We start from the raw sequence: 18,234 nt of genomic DNA, 5'->3' as shown, positions 1-18,234 counted from the left end.
ACGTTTTATGGCGATCTGGTTCCGGCACCTGCTGACGGACGGGCTGGCGCGGCGGCGGCCTGAGCTGGCAGCCCTGCCTTTTGTGCTGGCCGCGCCGGTAAAAAACAAAATTGTCATTACGGCCTCCAGTATGCCCGCGGAGCGTGAGGGTGCCTTTACGGGGATGGCCGTGGCGGATGCGCGAGCTGCGGTGCCTGAGTTATTGGTGGTGGATGATGTTCCCGGGCAAGCGGCCAAGCTGCTGCGGCTGATCGGTTTGGGCTGTATCCGCTATACCCCTGTCGTTTCCTTAGACCTCCCGGACGGGCTGATGCTGGATATTTCCGGCTGCGCGCATTTATGGGGCGGTGAGCGGGAATACCTGAAGGAAATCGTGCTCAAGCTACGGGCGGCGGGTTTTGATGCCCGCGCTGCCATTGCCGATACGCCGGGGGCGGCCTGGGCGGTCGTGCGCTATGCGACCCGTAGCCCGATTATCATATCGGGAGAGCAGGCCGCTGCGATCTGTGCTTTACCGCCTGCAGCTTTGCGCCCGGAACCGGAAGCATTGGAGAGACTGCACAAATTGGGTTTCCGGAATATCGGGCCTTTACTGGAAACCGCACCGCAGGCATTGCGGCGGCGTTTCGGTAAAAGTTTGCTTTTACGTATCGACCAGGCTTTGGGCCGTGTCGGGGAATATTGGGAACCCCTGGTGCCGCCGGTGCCCTATACCGAACGCCTCCCCTGCCTGGAACCGATCCGTACCGCGCCGGGTATCGAGATCGCCATCGAAAAATTGCTGGAAGCGCTTTGCCTGCGTTTGCAGCAGGAGGGTTTGGGTGTCCGTAAGGCGGTCCTCAAATGCCACCGTATCGACGGGCGCAAAGTGCAAACGGGTATCAGTACGACCAAAGGCTCTCACAGCGTTTCCCACCTTTTGCGGCTATTCAAATTACAGATCGATAAAATTGAACCTGCCCTGGGTATTGAACTTTTTGTGCTGGAAGCGCCGCGCGTGGAAGAAATGGAAACCGAGCAGGAACAGCTTTGGGCGGAAGCCAGAGGCCTGGGCGATACGGCGCTGGCGGAATTGCTCGACCGGATCGCGGGAAAAGTCGGCGCGGGTGCGATACAGCGTTTTTTGCCGGCGGAACATCACTGGCCGGAACAGTCGGTGAAACTGGCGGGCTCGCTGACTGAACAGCCGGAAACGGTGTGGCCGGAATTGCCGCGTCCGATCAGATTATTGGGCCAGCCGGAACTTATCGAAGTGATGGCATTGGTGCCTGACCGTCCGCCTAAAGTATTCACGCACAAAGGCAGACGGCATACAATCGTTAAAGCCGACGGGCCGGAACGCATCGGCCGGGAATGGTGGCGTGACGGCGGTGAGCACCGGGATTATTACATCGTAGAGGATAATGAGGGCAATCGTTATTGGGTGTTTCGTTCGGGACATTACGACGGCGATGATGCGCAATGGTTTTTACACGGATATTTCGCCTGATATGGGTTACGCAGAATTACAGGTTACTTCGAATTTCAGCTTCCTGCGCGGGGGCTCGCATCCGCATGAGCTGGCGGAGCAGGCGGCGGCTTTGGGCTACTCGGCCATCGCGATCACCGACCGGAATTCTTTTGCCGGCATCGTCAGGGGCCACATGGCTGCCAAAGCAGCGGGCATCCAGTTCATCCCGGCCTGCCGGCTGGACTTGCTGGATGGCACCAGTTTGCTGGCCTATCCAACGGATATCGCCGCGTACGGTCGTTTATCCGCCTTGCTGACTTTGGGTAACCGGCGTGCGGAAAAAGGTGATTGCAAGCTGTATAAAAAGGATGTTTACGATCATGCGGCGGGGATGTTGTTCGCGGCTGTTCCGCCTGAAAGATTGAACAGCCGGTTTGAATTGGGGCCGGATTTTTTAAAAGATCTTGCGGAGTACCGCCGGCATTTCGGAAAAGCTTTATACCTGGCCGCTTCTTTCAATTACCAGGGACAGGATGCCAAGCGTTTATTCCGTTTAGCGGAAACGGGTGTTCCGCTGGTAGCGACGGGCGATGTGCATTACCATGAGCCGGCGCGCCGGGAACTGCAGGATGTTCTGACCTGCATCCGGGAAAAATGCACGATCCATACGGCAGGTTTTCACCTGCATCCCAATGCGGAAAGGTATTTGAAACCGCTGCCCGAGATAGCGCGTTTATTCAGCCGGTGCCCGGAGGCCATTGAAAACGCACAGGATATCGCGGATGCCTGCCGGTTTTCACTGGATGAACTGAAATATCTGGCACCGCCGGAAGAACTGGTGGATGGCCTGACACGGCAGGAACGTTTGGAAAAGTTATGCTGGGCGGGTGCTGTGGCCTGTTTTGGCGATCCGGTGCCGGAGCAGCACCGCAAACAGATCGAATTTGAGCTGGATTTTATCCAGCGGCGCAACCTGGCCTGGTATTTCCTGCGGGTGTATAAGAACACGCAAAAGGGAGCAGATTTGGGTATACTCCACCAGGGCCGCGGTTCGGCGGCGAACTCTACGGTTTGTTTTTGCCTGGGTATTACGGCGGTGAACCCCGCGAAATCACGTTTATTGTTCTCGCGTTTTATGTCGGATGCACGGGACGAATGGCCGGACATCGACGTGGATTATGAGCATGAGCGCCGGGAAGAGATCATCCAGTTCATTTATGGGGATTACGGGCGCGACCGGGCGGCGATTGTGGCCACGGTCACCCAGGAACGGCATAAAGGCGCGATCCGCGATGTGGGTAAAGCGATGGGCCTGTCGGAAGACACGATCAAACGCATCGGCGGGACGATCTGGAGTTTCAGCGAAGAAGGTTTTGACGAAAAGCGGCTGCGCGAACAGGGTTTGAACCCAAAAGACCCGCTGATCCTGAAAGTGCTGCAATTGACGAGCGAGCTGATCGGGTTCCCGAGGCAGCTGGGGCAGCATACGGGCGGCTTTGTGATCACGGAAGGGCAGCTTTCGGATTTCTGCCCGGTGCTGAACGCGCGGATGGAAAACCGCACGCAGGTGGAATGGAACAAGGATGACCTGGAGGATCTGGGTATCCTGAAGATCGATGTGCTCGGATTGGGCATGCTCACGATGATCCGCAAAGCTTTCGACCTGGTGCTGCAGCATTATGGTATCAGGCTGACCCTGGCCAATGTGCCGCAGGATGATCCGCTGGTGTATGATATGATCTGCAAAGCCGATACGATCGGCGTGTTTCAGATCGAAAGCCGGGCGCAGATGTCGATGCTGCCGCGCTTAAAACCGCGCTGTTTTTATGACCTGGTGATCGAGGTGGCTATCGTGCGCCCGGGTCCAATCCAGGGGGATATGGTGCATCCTTACCTGCGACGCCGCGATGGCGAGGAACCGGTGGTTTACCCGTCCAAAGAGCTGGAAGAGATATTGGGACGTACTTTAGGCGTACCGCTTTTTCAGGAGCAAGCGATGGAAATCGCCATTGTAGCGGCGGGTTTTACGCCTGCGGAAGCAGACCAGCTGCGGCGGAGCATGGCTTCTTTTAAAGCCAACGGCAAGCTGCACCTGTATGAAAAGAAAATGGTCGAGGGGATGGTCGCCCGCGGCTATGAAGAAGATTTTTCGCGGCGGGTGTTCAAGCAGCTGCAGGGTTTCGAGGGTTATGGTTTCCCGGAGAGCCATGCGGCTTCGTTCGCTTTGCTGGTTTATATTTCCTCCTGGCTGAAATGCCATTATCCGGATGTGTTCTGCGCGGCGCTGCTGAACAGCCAGCCGATGGGCTTTTACCAGCCGGCGCAGATCGTGCAGGACGCTAAAAACCACCAGGTACAGGTATTGCCGGTGGATGTCAACTATTCGGAATGGGATAATACGCTGGAACAAAAAAACGGGAAATACCTGTCGGTGCGATTGGGTTTCCGCCAGGTCAGGGGATTGCGCGAGGACGACATGACGGTTTTTGCGGCCATGCGCGGGGAGGGTTACCGGCATGTAGATCAGTTGCGGGCGGCGGGCGTGCCGGAAGCGGCCCTGGAGAAACTGGCGGATGCGGATGCGTTCCGTTCGATGGGCTCAGACCGCCGGACGGCGCTTTGGGAAGTATCGGCCTTGGCTGACCGGCCCATCGGGCTGTTTGACGGGCAGGTTTCTGAAACGGAACTGGAGGAAACAGTGCCCCTGCCGCTGATGACCCGCGGCGAACACGTGGTGCAGGATTATATTTCCACGGGACTTTCCCTGAAGGATCACCCGGTGGGTTTATTGCGAGGGCAGCTGTCGCGCCTGCGTAATTTGCGTGTGAGCGATCTGGCTAAGTATAAAGACGGTGAATTTGTACGCCTGGCCGGTCTGATCACGGTGCGGCAGCGGCCGGGTACGGCTAAGGGGGTGCTGTTCATGACGCTGGAAGACGAAACGGGTTCGGCGAACCTGGTGGTCTGGCAGGCTTTGTTCGACAAATACCGCAAGGAGATCGTACAGTCCAAGCTGCTAATGGTGACCGGTAAACTGCAGGTGGCTAACGGGGTGACGCATTTGGTGGTGCGGCAATGTTTTAACCTGAGCGCGTTGCTGCGCAGTTTAACGGAAGCCGAACTGCCGCAAACGCTGATGCGGGGAGACGAAACCATGCAGCCGGTCAATTATGACGGGCGCTCCACGCCGCCTGCGGTATCGGCGGAAAGCGCCATGCACAAGGGCCGGAATTTTCATTAAGCGAGCGATAATTTAAAATATTCCATCAGTAACATTCAACTAAAGCAATGATTTCCAATCATCCTGAGAATCGTCGTCATCTGTATTTTCAGTTTTTGCAGGTGGTGGTGTTTTGCGAAAAAGACCTATGTGGCCTGGATTTCGGGTAGTCAGAAACGGCAAATTCTTTAAAAAATTCTTGGGATCTTTGGGATTGAATACTTTAACCAAAAACTGGAAGATCCCGGCAGAATCTAAATAATACCAATTATGTATTTTATTCAGCTTATCAAATTTAGCTAACTCCTGCAAACAACTCTGAGTCGGATCTGGACTGAATCTTCTATATCCTATTTTAAACCAAGCCAGTTTGAATTTTGCCAGAAACAGATGTGGCCTAAGGGCAGCGTTCTTTCGGGACCTCACTAAATATCCCATTTTTCTTATCAATAGGGTCAGGCTCTCTTCGATTTCCTTTTTATCTCCACAAAGAAAATAGTTAAGTATGGCAATCAGCCAAAGTTTTGAAAGTTCCTTTTGCGATTTTGGAATATCCTCGTAATTTTCCGCTAAAATGAATAGGTTATCGGGTATTTTAAGCCTGTTGAAAATAGTGAATTTCATTTGGATTTCAGGCCTGGCTTGATTTTTCGATCTCCTTTTTATTTTCGCCACGTTCCTCAGTGAAGATCCTCTACTACCATCTAAATCTTTTAACAAAAAATGATTCATCTGTTCAGGCAGAATGGATGAATAAGGTCCAAAATTTTCTAAAAGCAATTTAAAATACGCACCGTAATCCGTAATACCATTACCTATTGACTTAATAGCATCAAAGGTATTTTCAAAAGTGTCATGCTCTGTACGCAACACATGGTGTGAGATACTGGGAAATGAAAAAAGAGTTGGATTCCGGTCGTTTTCAAGTCTCAAATCGTAAAGATCTTCGAGCCGGTTGATCATAAGATTGGGAATATCTTCATGAAAATCCGAAAATGAAAAAAATCTGACATCGTTGATCCAACTACCCAATTTTTCAAAGGAATATCTGATTAAATATTTCGATCTGTAACGTATTGCAGCACCTAAATTATAATAGAACCCGTTTTGTTTCAGGTAAGCATCTATGACAGGCCAGTCATCCATGCTAATGGGCAGCCCTTTTTTTAGGATACTTTCAGCCATCGCCAGGGCATGGCTCTGCTCGTCGATATGCTGGTAAAGCTCTTTTAAAAAGATAAATGATGGACTTATAACCGCTATCGCAACCGTCGGTCTAAGAGAACGGGGCAGAACTGTGCTATACAAATTTCGGTAAAGAACCGGCAACAAATTCGGCCTGGCTCTTATATCGTTGTAAATTAGTTCAGCCAGCGCCTTTCTGTAAGTCGTAGAAAGATCATCATCCATTAGTTGAAGAGCTCGGGAAAGATTATTGTTCCTATTCTCTTTTAGATGTTGCGCGATTATTTCTGTTAAAAGCGGCATACCTTTCGAAAAATGCACGAAATTATCTAAGGTCGAACGCTCAGATCGAAATCGGCGGTTTTCCTCCTTGAAAAGGTCAATCCGCTCTGCATCCGGTTTAATCGATTGAAGCTGACTGTAAATAACATGATCGATCTCATTCAAATCCCCACTAAGTCCGTCAAAATAGAACCATCGCTGTTGATCCAGGATCAGAGCGGCGTTTAAATCATGAAGTATATAAATTTGTCTATTTGGCATAGCTCTCCACTATTACTTTACGCCCAAGCTCTTCAAACTGCAATTTATATTCCAAAAGATCGGGATTAGTTTCAAAATCAGTGATTAAATCTGCTGGAAATTTAAGCTTTTCAACCATGGCAGGATAAAATTCCGCATCTATGTATGCTTCCATGAACTCGTCTGTCTTGCGATCCCCGGTGCTCTTCAAAATGTATTCCGAAAATCTTGAAGAATCATCGTTACTAACGATCTGTTCTTTGCATTTAATGACTGCCAATTTCTGTCTTTCATTCCAAACACATAAATTTCCTGCGGGAAGCGGGTCATTAACGGTCCACTTATGCTCCTCCACTATACGGTCATGAAAATTAAATGAATTTTCAATCAACAGGCCGGTATTTCTTCTAACAAATTTTGTATTAAGTATCATTATAACAGGGCCATAAGAAGTTAATCCCGTTTCGTCAAGCGTCATTGCGCCAAAGATCATCTCGCGGTCAGCAAAGATCGCGGAATCCACATAAGATCTTTTTTTTGCATTCACATAGGTAGCATGTTCCCGGATTTTCAGCTCTACCTGCTTTCGGTATGGAAGAAATGCATCTTTTTTCCGCAGGAACCAATCGAACACAAAATCTACCGGTGCGGTCATGGTAACACTCGCCTGACGGTCTATCATATCTTCGAATATCATCAAAGCGTTACCTTTCCCCTTGCTACCCAACTGCGTTTTTGCCAACCGATAATTGTCGTTCAACGCCGTTTGTTCGGCGGCTATAGAGGCAAGACGGATTATAAATGGGGCGGTAATTGTTTCCGCACAATCTTTATTGTGACAAATATCCCAATTAATATCGTTCGGGTGACCACATTGATCACATGGCAGATCGTAGTAACTCATGGCTATGACTAAATTTTAAATAACCAATAAACAATAACACCCATACATATAGTGTATGATTAGGGTTTCGAAAAGTATGGGAATATGCATCAGAAACCTTTATAGGCGAATCAACATTGACAACTCATACCATGCTATAACACAAAATCGGTCTTCGTTATTTCTTCTTGTCATTAATCCGGTGATTCAGTTGATCAAATGCATAAGGAAACTTTTTTGCCCTTTCATATTTTGAATAAGGAATAAAAATATCATCGCCAAGATATTTTTTTATCAAGCGTTCATAAAAAACGATGTTAGGGAAATCGTGAATCTTAACATCAGATAATACAGCAAAATCAATATCGTCTTTATTAGTCGCAAAAAAGCTTTGTTGCATTTTTCTCCTTCGACCGTTATTGACTATTGCGAAATTTTGTAAATACTCACTGTGTCCGCGACCTCGCCAAACGTTCGAAAGCATCTGATCTTCTTTTTTTAAAAAAAATGAAACATCAGACTGATCTTCAATAGATAGCAGGCGTTTTTTTACCTTATTTTCACCACCCTTTGAAATGCAAATTAGCACATCTTTAGGCAGTGACTTTATAGTTAAATTGAGATCTTCAGTTTTATTCAATGATTTGATAATATACAAATAATTTCTTACACCGATATTCTTCAAAAAACAGCTATGATTTAAAGTAAATCCACTTTCATGATAAACAACTTGTGTAATATCATCCCATCCATTTGAGTAATCTCTATGCCCCCCTATTCCTTCAAATGCAGGATGTATAAACTCACTTGCTGTAATGTTACATTCACCGTCAACGAATTCGGCAACGACGTCTAATGAAAGCAACTCCGCCAATACATCAAGAAACAAGTCCTCTTTTATGATTTCTTCAAAGCCAGGATCTCTCGTTAGCGAATTTCTGTCTATTGAAAGCGGGAGATTTCCTTCGGTATCAAATACTGAAATGCATATTTTTCTAGTAAAAAATTCATCAATATTGTAGGCGATTGATGAATTCGGAACAAATATTCCGTTGCAAAAAAAAGCTTTATGCTGTCCATTTAAAAAGTTAAAAGACCAAAATATCGCAGGATAATCATTTATAGATATTTTCGACCATTTAGATGACTTTGCATCATACATAGAAGGAATATGTTTAATGGACACTCTGCTTGTCTTATGCTCAGGGAATTTAAATACTATTTTAGGTGCCTCAAGATAATACCACTCATCTATGGGAATTTCGTTCGACTCAACTTTTATTAATCGTTTGTATTTTTGATTAGTAATAGGAATAATTATTGTCGTTCCTGGTTCGGACTGCCTGAAAGGTAATACTTCTATTTGTTCGTCAGTGTTTCTTGTGCTGAATTGATAACCAGAATTCTCAAACATGCTTTGAGTCTGTACTGTGATTTCTTCACCCAATAAAAACGCAGAAAGTATTCCTATCCCAAATTTTCCAATTCGAGGTAAGACATAATGACCATTATCATCTAAAAATTCTATCCGCCATTCGGTGCTGTTTCTGAATGACGCCCCAACTCTTAAAAAATATTTTTTTATTTCGAATAAACTCATTCCCTTTCCATTATCTGTTATCCTTAAGAAATATTTTTCTTTTTGGATAAAAATCTCGGATTTTATGACAGACTCATAGGGGTTATGACGCTTCGTTTCATAAAGTTCTCGTTCCAGACATGCGTCAACTGAATTTTGCAGCAATTCTCTTACAGCACACGATAAATTGTGGCCATAGAGCGGGCCGGCCAACAATGCAGCGACGTATCTGTCTAAAGAGAAACTCATTTCCTCCGGAACAAAGGCAGCCCTTTTAGCATATTCCTTTGAGAGTATATTTGACTGAAACCTTCTTATTTTTATCCGTGGTACCTCTGATCGTACCAAGCCATAAATTTCCCCGTGGATCGCCCAGCACAGGTCAATTTCATTTTGAATTGCTTCAAATAGTTTCTTTAACGATAAAAAGTATTTGCTATTAGTTGGAGTGGCATTCGCGTAATACGTTTCGGGATCGTCATCAAGTTGCTGAAGATGAATTATCTGTAGATGCTTATTGTGTTCCTCAAGTGAAAAGGGAGTGCTAAAATACTTGCTGATAAAGTAAATGTAAGAAACCCTTTTTGCATCAATCTGAAAGTAGTCACTTAACCGTAAGACTATCATTAAAAAAATTAAATGTAATCCAAATGGTCTTTTATAGGTCTTGCCGCAAAATAATTCCAAATGTTGGAAAGTATCCCTAATATTCATGCCATGACTCCTTGCAAGCAGGCCAGTCAAATCCACAAGGTGGCTTGGAGTTTTATCTGATATTATTTGCTGAAATTGCTTATTATTTGTATAAAAACCCTTTAATGCGAGCTCGTGTGCTATTCGGGGATGATTCAGTCGAATGAACTCCCCTATCAGCTTTCTGTCTGTGCCGCTCATTTGGTCTGGGGCTTCAATCGTGGGATTTTGAATAACAACTGTTTCCTTGCCAAATAGCTTAAGGCGTTCGCTTGCATTCATCTTTTTTGCATTTTGCAAAAACTGATTCCACAATGTAGACCATGTTTGATTATCTAAATGCTCCAACCGAATGTCATCATAACCTCCTTCGATCATTTTCAACAACGTTAAAGGTTGTAAATGCATGCCCAGGTCGTGAAGCAAAACAGCAATAATTAAAACTGTAATATCCTCCGATGAAAGGAACTCAAATGTGTCTTCGGTTATAAGCTCTGCCGAAGCTTTCAAGACTAAATTAATATGATTTATACCGTGGTCGGTATACTCTTCAAAAAAATAAAGATTATTTGCGGTAAGAATTTCTGAAAAAACACTAACAGCATCATATACGATACCCTTAAGTAGCGGAGGTCCGTTGTCAATAATTTTCATAAAAGGTTTAGGTATAATTATCATTTTTAAATAAGGCCTTTATACACTGCTTGGAAAACTATATTTTGATAAGGATTTATCAAATATATAAGTAGTCTTAGTCAGCGGAAAATGTAAGTTCAAAGATTTTAACTAAAATACTAATATTTTTGACTACTCAGGTAGTTTCAAAGCTTGTCATAGGCCATGCTAATGAGTCGTAAAATAATGGGAATTCTGGAGCTGTGTTACTAAAAAGGAGATGTGTTTAACATCCTGATTACATGTTTGAGTGCAATCCCGATCATTTTACAGGAATATCCAACCGTTTCATTCGCATCCATTGTATCTGGTATTTGATAAAATACCCGCGGAAGTGACTGATTGGAAGACGTGTTGGTCGGAACGACGCCCAATCGCCGATTCATCTGTTTTAAGTCGGCGATTGTTCAATTGTGATAGATCTCCATACCGTTGTAGATCAGGTATACCATATTTCCATCGATGTGATAACCATAATCAAAACACATGCGGAAAACGAGGTCCCGGTCAGTGTCTTTGTATTCATTAGTGAAATATTTCAAGTTGATATTATAACCGTAAAAATCGGTCAGGAGGATCATGAAATCACCGGGGCCGATCATTTTAAACAGTTTGAAACGGTTTTCCAGCAGGATCTCCTGGATCTTGATGATCTGACGCATATCTTGCGCTTCGCGCAGCTCAAAGGAATCAGATTCACCGCTTGACAAGGATACGGGCATCGTTTCCAGCCGTCTTCGGTTGTTAAAAGCGGTGCGGCAAATGTCATTGCAAAATTTACGGTCGCTGCGGCCGGTACCAAGCGGTTTGCCGCATTCGAGGCAGGTTTTGACGCTACCATCGTGGACTTCATCAGTTATCATTAAAGGTATTGGCTTTGTCTAAACGTTTATAATCGATTAAATAACAATTTTTTGAAAGAAATGGTTCTGATCATTGCCAATTTTGAAGGGAATTAACCCGCAAAATCTATGGAAGCAGTCGAAACCAATTACCCGAACCTGGCGAGCGAAACGTTCAGTCACGGGAAAAAGCATTATTTCTTTGATATCAAGAAAGCGGTGAATAACACGCATTTCCTGCTGATCACCTCCAGTGAGCAATTCGGCGAAAGTCAGTATTATCGTCGCACGATCCAGCTTTGGGAGGAAGAACTGGGGATGTTCGTGGAGGCGCTGTCGATGGTTTTGGGGCAGCTGGCCTATGGCGAGCTTTCGCCGCCTGATGTAAAAATGGAACTGGTGAAAGACCCGAAAGGTATGAAAGCGATTGCGGAATATGAGCGGCCGCGGGAAAAGTTGCATGCTTTGGGCGCAGGGGCGCTGAGCAATGCGGAATTACTGGCGATCCTGTTGTGTACGGGTTCGTCGGAGCTGTCGGTGCTCGACCTTTGTGAAAAGATCATGCGGTCGGTCAGGAACCGGCCGGAGCAGCTGCTGAACAGGACGGCGAAAGATTTCTGCAAGTTCCCGGGTATCGGGGTGGCGAAAGCGGCGACTTTGATGGCGGCGCTGGAATTGGGCCGGCGGGTTTTCATCCCGGCTGAACGGGCTTTTAACTGCAACCCCTCCCCTAAAATTTAGTATTTCGCGCAAAGATAGCGCGCCTTCCCCAGGACGGTCAAGGGTATATAAACCTCGGCTGCGCCTCGGCCCTTGACCGTCCTGCGGCGCGCTGGGGAGCCCGAAAAACTAAATTTTAGGTTATGGAACAGTTTGCATTATCACCGGATTCCCTCTCAGCACTGAACGAATACCGCCAGTGCAGGTTATGCGCGCATGAGGCCGCGATCACTGATGTGCTTATTACGGCTGCGGAAACAGCTAACCAAGAACGTTTGGCCTAGTTCAGCCAGTTCGGGGAAAGTATCCGCCACATCGTCATGAACGTTCATGCTTATAACAAGGGTTTGGAATTCGGGTTTACCGCTATCGAATTGGATCACAATGGTTGGCTGAAGCGTCCGGAGCTTCTCGATATCGAAGAGATCAACTTAGGTGATACTTCCCGCTACGGGCGTTACAGCACGATTGGAGTGGCGCATGGCCCGAACGGCGTCTGGACGACCGGGATCCGCTGCAGTTACGGCGTTGCGGGTGAATCTTCCTGGCTTTCGGTTTTCGGTCGTCAGTTCGGTAACCGGGACGGGGCAATCAGTGAGGTATTGAACGATCTGAAGCAACGCATGATGGCGAAGGTTGGCAATTCCGATACGACCAATTATCACCAGGATGTGATCCGTAAAACGCTGGAGGCGATTGCGAAATACGAGATAGGCAGGGTACAGCTGTTGCTCTTTTAAACTGGCTGTTTTTTTATTATTTAGGCCCGTTGGGCCTTTTTATATGATCAGGCTATTTTATTAAACAACCTGTATTTAATTCAGCGAGCATGTGCTGGTTGATTTCCAAAGCTTTCTTCATTAATATGGATACATACTCATTTGTATCGATATCCTCTTTTTTTACGATCACGGTTTCATAAAGTGTTTTTAACAATTCATAGTCCGCATCCTGATTATTTTTCACCAAGCTCATACGTTCAGCAACTATATTCTTGTATTTATCTTCCAAAGATCCCAGCCAGTTTCCTTCAATGACTGTTTCTGGATCAAGTGCCTGCCGGTATTGCTGGAACCGCCAGAGCGCGTAAACGATGTCGCCGAATGGCTTGTCATCCATGGTGGTTATAACGGGCCGCTTGATATCCCCTAATAAAGTGAGTTGCAAACCATCGAGGGTGATAGGTATAGGATTACCTATTTGTGATTGTTCAAACTCACCAGTTTGAATCGCCATATGCAGTTTCTCCAAAAAGGACTTTTGTACGCGTATCCCACCGATAGCCAGACCGCCGGAAATAAATACGATATCGTAAGTTAAAATATCCAGTAACGTGAGCGTTATTAGTTGCATTAATATCGGGAACATTTCATTTTCCAGCTCAACCGGATCGCTGGTGAGATTCTGAATGCCTATCAAGGCGGTTGTGCCATATTCATCTTCTGCTAAATCGGCAGGGGCAATGAATGAATAACCTGACGAATTACCGATGGTATCAAGTGCATATCTCAATAGCAACCGCCGTTCAAACAGGAACTGATTCCAGGAATCAGCCACTGCGCTTTTTGCCGGCGATGGATGTGCTTCCGGAAAGCGGTTAAAATATTCTATGGTTGCCCTCATGCGGTCATACCAAACCGCTGAATCTGTTTCTAACTTAGCAATATCGAAATAAACGCTGCTTTCCTGCTCTATTTTGTGGAAGCGGTCAAATGCGATGCTATGCTGAAAAACCGTCTTTTTCATATTGATCATCGCCATATGACTGCCTTCTGTGTCTCTTGTGGCGATACTTGCCATCTGGTTCATGAAATTTTTCAGGCTCTGCCCCCATTCATCGATTTCACGCATCTGCTTACTGAACGACAGCTCCTTTTCACGATGAGCCTGATTCGGATAGCGTTTTCTTGTCCGCAAAGCCTTTGCGACCTCATCGCCTAAAAGGATCAACGAGGTCGCCGTTTTTTGTACCCGGGTTTGGTTTTTTTCGATCACAAATTCAAAAAATTGTGTCGTCCGTTTTACAAACTCCAATGCGATTTTGAACACGTTTACCAGCTCACGTTGCCACTCATATACCGACGGTGCGTCGTAGTTCTTCAGAATATTGTCCGACCACGAACGATTAATTTGTGCTTCAAATGGGTCAAAAAGATTTGCTTTGGGGATATTCTTTTCGCCATCCATGCGCAAGACATAATACAGGGCATCATTTGGGAATGGTAAATAGCTTACTCCAGTACGATAAACCTGATAGTCGGGCAAAATAGCGTAACACTGGTCTATGCGCTGCACACTTTGGCTGTTGCTATCAGCAGACTTTTCATCAATGATATAGTGGATGACCAGATCGTTGCCCTGTTCGAATATATCCACACTGTCCGTTTGCCGTTTCAGGGACGAAAAAACCTCTTCTTTGTGGTTGGAGAAAAAGGACTGGAAACGGTTTGGATGTTGCTGCCGGAAATAGTAAAACAGCTCTGCCGATACCTCATTCTGATCCTCCTGAAGCGACCTTATCAAATCATGCTCCTGAATATCTAAAATCAGTTTATTGGTCACTTTCACCTTGTTAAACCACTTTAGTAAACTCGTCAACCCGTGAAAGTCGGGCAAGATACCCGGCTCGATGATCGCTGCCAGTATCCTGATGAACATGGCCGCATCGCTGCTCTGGAAATCAAACTTTTTTAATTCAGCAGATCTTTCTATTAACCTTGCAGGATTCCGGAACTCATCACCAAAATTCTGCTGCAGCATATTGAGCATATTCAGTTTGGTAAAGGGCAGGGTCTCGGTTATAAATATTTCCAGCCCACCGCCTTCAAATACATCGTCGAAAATGTGTTTATTGGACTGCCAGTAGCGCTGTGGTTCGTTCATCATGATACCTTCGATGAGCGCCACCATATCTACCATCGTTTTCTTCGATATGAATTGGGCGACCCTGTGGAAAAACGGTTGTTTTTCCGCGTATTGAACAAGTTCCATCATATTGCTTGCCAAAACAAAATAATAAGCCGGTTCGAGCATATCATACAAGTCCAGGATGGTTTCGCTAACGGGTATGAATTCGTGCAACATGGCAGACAAATGACCGGAGCGTACCGGGTGTAATCCTTCGACGTAGAACCCATCTAATTTGATAAAGTACTCGTTCTCCAGTTCTTTAAATAATTCTCCCCGGTCTCCTGTAATACCAACCCGATCCCTAACATGATTGATCAGCGTCATTGTTTTTAAACGCAATGCTAAAATATCGGCAAGTGACACCAGCCGGAGTATCTCGATCTTGGCTGCACTGTTTCGCTCACCGGCATTAAGTTTTTTGACCTGCTCACTTAAACGCTCCGCGATCATCTGTCCTTTAGTGAGCAGATAGGTGTATTCTATCAATAGCCCTTTCTCAGCAATTTGTTCCCACGGCGTCTGCCAGTTCTTTATTTCGGGGTGCAGTTTTCTATATTGTTTAAATTGTTGATAGATGTTTTTTGCTTCAACGGCGTCCAGTTTAATATCGACAATTTGCAGGTCGATTCGAGATAAATCCGAACTATAATTAAACCAGTCTTCCTCTCTTGCTGTCAGTAGATATTTAACAGGCAGATCGGCTGTGCCATTAACGACCGCCGACCAACTTTGCAGCTTCTTGTTCAGGCCGTCGATAATAATTAAAGGGGATTGCCCGATTGATACCCTCGACTTGATAAAATCTATAAATGCGCCGGCGTACTCCGCCTGTTCACAAACATGCAGTTGATATACCGTGCGTTCCTCCCGGTGCATTTTCCACGCAGTTCGCCAGGCCAACGTAGATTTACCCTGGCCGCTTGATGATTTTATAACGACGACATTGGTTTTTGATAACGAATCGGCTATTTGTTTTTCCCATTCAGGTCTGGGCACAGGTGCCTGTTGTACGATATGTTCGGGACGTGCTGATTTTCCCTCAAAATAATCTGTCTGTTTGAAATTGATGGCGGTTTCAAAGTTTATCTTTTCGATCCATCCGTTTGCAATAGCGGTGTTGACCGGCCCTTTGTAAAAAGCATCTGTAACATCCTGGATGATCTGATTAAACATGGAATAGTTCACCGATGTCCTGTCTTTTGACCATTCCAGGGCATGATAGAATATACTTTTCAGGTATTGCAGTTCTGTTCCCGGATTAACATTATAATCTGATAGCAGGCGTTCCTTAGCTTTTTTAAAAAGTTGGTCGGCACTCGTTTTTTCAAACGTAATTTTCTCCAGGAACGCGGGGACATCTAAAGTGGGCGGTGATTGTTTTAAACCTTTAAGCTTGGCCCCCCAGTGTGCCGTACTTTCTGCATTTATCTTTTTATTAATCAGGTTAGACAAATGCCCTGCGGCGACGGGCATATTATAAACAAAACGGTATTTATAACGCTGATCCTGGGCGTGAACCTCCATAAAATTCTTCAATACGCCCATCTCCCAAAAATCGCTCGCGTCAATGCTGTTGACCGATGTTTTAAGCTGGATTAATTCCTGCTCACCAAGTGTTAACCTGCCCTTATCCAGGTCCAGGTCTTCTAATCCTTCAAGCCGGATCACAGCCGGGTTTTCCTCTTTAGCAAATTCACGAAGCAGGATATTGACAGCATATAATACCTGGAAGGTGACGCCATTGATATTGATTGCACCCCCGGTTCTTTTTTCCGCGATTTCAAATAGTATTTCAACCGGGGTTTGGCTGGTTACAGGTGCGGATATTGGATTATTGATAGTTTTTTTCTTTTTAGTCATAGAATTGTGAGAAGGTGCCGGGCAAATATAACCAGCTGGCCTGGAAAATCTGCTTACGGATCAACATCATTCTGTCACCCGAGAGGTACTAATCCAGCGTTTAAAATTTTTAATCGCAGGATTAGATTTACAAGGCGACTGGTGATAAGCCGCCGCCTTGTAGAATTTAAAAATTAAGCGTTTTCATTTTCTCGCTTAGATCTTTCAGCCCCGCCTTTCTCAGGCACTCATCGGAGAAATTCTTTAACTCTTCAATTTCCTCCTGGGGAACAAGCTTTAATAAATCCTGCGTCGTGGTTCCTTCTTTAGCGAGGCTGCCTTCGATCACGCTGTTTAATAGTAACACCGTTTTCCGGCTGATCTTCAAATCGATTTTTACGGCTTCATTCATCCCCGGACTACATAACAAGGTTTCGTAGACCGTTCCCAACACATCTTTTCCCATTTTGTAAAATTTTAAAGTTAAACCATGGAGCAAAGGTAATTGGCCGGGTTGAAACGTTCCTGTTCAAAATTTAGCCGGGATTGGCACAAGCGGTTCGGGCTGTCTACTTTCGTCATCGAAACTGGAGGGCATGCGATGAAGGAGATGGATGAGGGCCGGTTTTCATTGGCCGGGATCAGGGAAACCGATATGGTAGGTTACCTGGACGAGTTGGGCTACCAGCCGGAAAAGATCCGGCGGAACGGGACGGACTTCTGGTACCTGTCGCCGCTGCGAAATGAGAGCACGGCGAGTTTTCACGTGAACCAGGTGAATAACGAGTGGTATGATTTCGGACTGGCCGCGGGCGGCAATATGGTGGACTTCTGTCTGCGCTATTACCAGTGTTCGATTCCCGGATTGCTGGAACGTTTCAATGTTGATTTTTCCCCTCATCAGCTGAGGTCGTTTGATCCTGCACTGTATGAAGGGCGGTTAGCTAACGAAAGCAAATTGCTGGTCAAATCGGTGCGGCCGCTTTATGCCTATCCGCTCAAGAACTACCTGCATGAAAGGTCGGTCCCGGTATCGGTGGCGGATCTGTATTGCCAGGAACTGAGTTACGAAATCAATGGCCGGACGTACTATGGCATCGGCTTTAAAAATGATGCGGGCGGCTACGAGATCCGCAATAAAAATTACAAGATGAGCAGCGCGCCGAAGGAGATCACGACGATCAGTTTTGGTGCGGATTCGGTGCAGGTTTTCGAGGGCTTTTTTGACTTTCTTTCCTACCTGGTTTTGCATCCTGATGCGCTTAGGGGAACGACTGATTTCGTGGTGCTGAATGGCGCGGGCCTGTTCGACCGGGCTTTGCCTTTCCTGGAGCAGCATGAGCGGGCCGGGCTTTGGCTGGACCGGGATGTGACCGGCAGGGCGTATACGCAGTATGCGCTGTCCCTGGGTTCCCGCTATGTGGATGAAAGCGCTCTGTACCGTGAACACAAGGATCTGAACGACTGGCTGATCCACAAGGGTGATGCACCGAAAGAACGGTTGAGGCCGAGTACGGGGCTGCGGCCGGCGGGTTGAGGGAGCTTTGGGCTGTGTTTATTTTTTCCTCACCGGAGACGGGCTTAGATTGCCTTTAGCGCAATCGGCCAGATGTACAGTTGTTTAACAACAACTGGCATCTGGCCGCCCCCTCGAAACTCGGGGACGGGAGGAAAAGACGGGGTTTAGGTAAGAATTGGGTTGTTTTTGAAGTAGAA

At 46.2% G+C, this 18,234-nt stretch carries 11 protein-coding genes; 5 read left to right on the top strand and 6 right to left on the bottom strand.

Going from position 1 to position 18,234, the window contains the following annotated elements:
• The first annotated feature begins 7 nt into the window (after positions 1 to 7).
• Together ACFFGT_RS04930 and ACFFGT_RS04925 are read left to right on the top strand one after the other, a co-directional pair.
• Positions 8 to 1,489 carry a Y-family DNA polymerase gene (locus ACFFGT_RS04930; protein ID WP_377021395.1) on the top strand — a complete coding sequence of 494 codons (1,482 nt, stop codon included), beginning with the start codon at positions 8 to 10 and terminating at the stop codon, positions 1,487 to 1,489.
• Positions 1,404 to 4,691: an error-prone DNA polymerase gene (locus ACFFGT_RS04925; RefSeq protein ID WP_377021394.1), complete on the top strand. Its 3,288-nt coding sequence runs from the start codon at positions 1,404 to 1,406 to the stop codon at positions 4,689 to 4,691. The genes ACFFGT_RS04930 and ACFFGT_RS04925 overlap by 86 nt, the downstream gene beginning before the upstream one ends.
• Before the next feature lie 39 nt (positions 4,692 to 4,730).
• On the opposite strand, the gene ACFFGT_RS04920 is transcribed toward ACFFGT_RS04925, so the two are convergent.
• The 4 genes from ACFFGT_RS04920 to ACFFGT_RS04905 all read right to left on the bottom strand — a co-directional run bounded on the left by ACFFGT_RS04920 (position 4,731) and on the right by ACFFGT_RS04905 (position 11,070).
• Positions 4,731 to 6,398 (bottom strand): hypothetical protein, encoded by a 1,668-nt coding sequence (locus ACFFGT_RS04920; protein WP_377021393.1) that lies wholly within the window; start codon positions 6,396 to 6,398, stop codon positions 4,731 to 4,733.
• Positions 6,388 to 7,281 carry a hypothetical protein gene (locus tag ACFFGT_RS04915; RefSeq protein WP_377021392.1) on the bottom strand — a complete coding sequence of 298 codons (894 nt, stop codon included), beginning with the start codon at positions 7,279 to 7,281 and terminating at the stop codon, positions 6,388 to 6,390. The genes ACFFGT_RS04920 and ACFFGT_RS04915 overlap by 11 nt, the downstream gene beginning before the upstream one ends.
• Positions 7,282 to 7,438: 157 nt before the next feature.
• A complete protein-coding gene (locus ACFFGT_RS04910; RefSeq protein ID WP_377021391.1) occupies positions 7,439 to 10,186 on the bottom strand; it encodes an HD domain-containing protein in 2,748 nt (915 codons plus the stop codon).
• A 428-nt stretch (positions 10,187 to 10,614) separates the two neighbouring features.
• The gene (locus tag ACFFGT_RS04905) at positions 10,615 to 11,070 is read right to left on the bottom strand and encodes a hypothetical protein (RefSeq protein ID WP_377021390.1); all 456 of its coding nucleotides are present in this window, start codon (positions 11,068 to 11,070) and stop codon (positions 10,615 to 10,617) included.
• A gap of 108 nt (positions 11,071 to 11,178) precedes the next feature.
• Between ACFFGT_RS04905 and ACFFGT_RS04900 the strand changes: the two genes are divergently transcribed.
• Together ACFFGT_RS04900 and ACFFGT_RS04895 are read left to right on the top strand one after the other, a co-directional pair.
• Complete coding sequence (locus tag ACFFGT_RS04900) at positions 11,179 to 11,790, top strand: UPF0758 domain-containing protein (RefSeq protein ID WP_377021389.1); 612 nt, start codon at positions 11,179 to 11,181, stop codon at positions 11,788 to 11,790.
• Positions 11,791 to 12,089: 299 nt separating this feature from the next.
• Entirely contained in the window at positions 12,090 to 12,509 is a 420-nt protein-coding gene (locus ACFFGT_RS04895) for a hypothetical protein (RefSeq protein ID WP_377021388.1), read from the top strand.
• A 52-nt stretch (positions 12,510 to 12,561) separates the two neighbouring features.
• On the opposite strand, the gene ACFFGT_RS04890 is transcribed toward ACFFGT_RS04895, so the two are convergent.
• Entirely contained in the window at positions 12,562 to 16,539 is a 3,978-nt protein-coding gene (locus ACFFGT_RS04890) for a P-loop NTPase (protein ID WP_377021387.1), read from the bottom strand.
• 166 nt (positions 16,540 to 16,705) lie between these two features.
• The gene (locus tag ACFFGT_RS04885; protein WP_377021386.1) at positions 16,706 to 16,984 is read right to left on the bottom strand and encodes a hypothetical protein; all 279 of its coding nucleotides are present in this window, start codon (positions 16,982 to 16,984) and stop codon (positions 16,706 to 16,708) included.
• 135 nt (positions 16,985 to 17,119) lie between these two features.
• Here ACFFGT_RS04885 and ACFFGT_RS04880 point away from each other — a divergent pair, with 135 nt between their 5' ends.
• Positions 17,120 to 18,055 carry a DUF8464 domain-containing protein gene (locus ACFFGT_RS04880; protein ID WP_377021385.1) on the top strand — a complete coding sequence of 312 codons (936 nt, stop codon included), beginning with the start codon at positions 17,120 to 17,122 and terminating at the stop codon, positions 18,053 to 18,055.
• Positions 18,056 to 18,234 lie beyond the last annotated feature (179 nt).

This window comes from Mucilaginibacter angelicae (genome assembly GCF_042434235.1).
Lineage (GTDB): Bacteria > Bacteroidota > Bacteroidia > Sphingobacteriales > Sphingobacteriaceae > Mucilaginibacter > Mucilaginibacter angelicae.
This window is presented reverse-complemented; position numbering and strand designations above follow the sequence as displayed.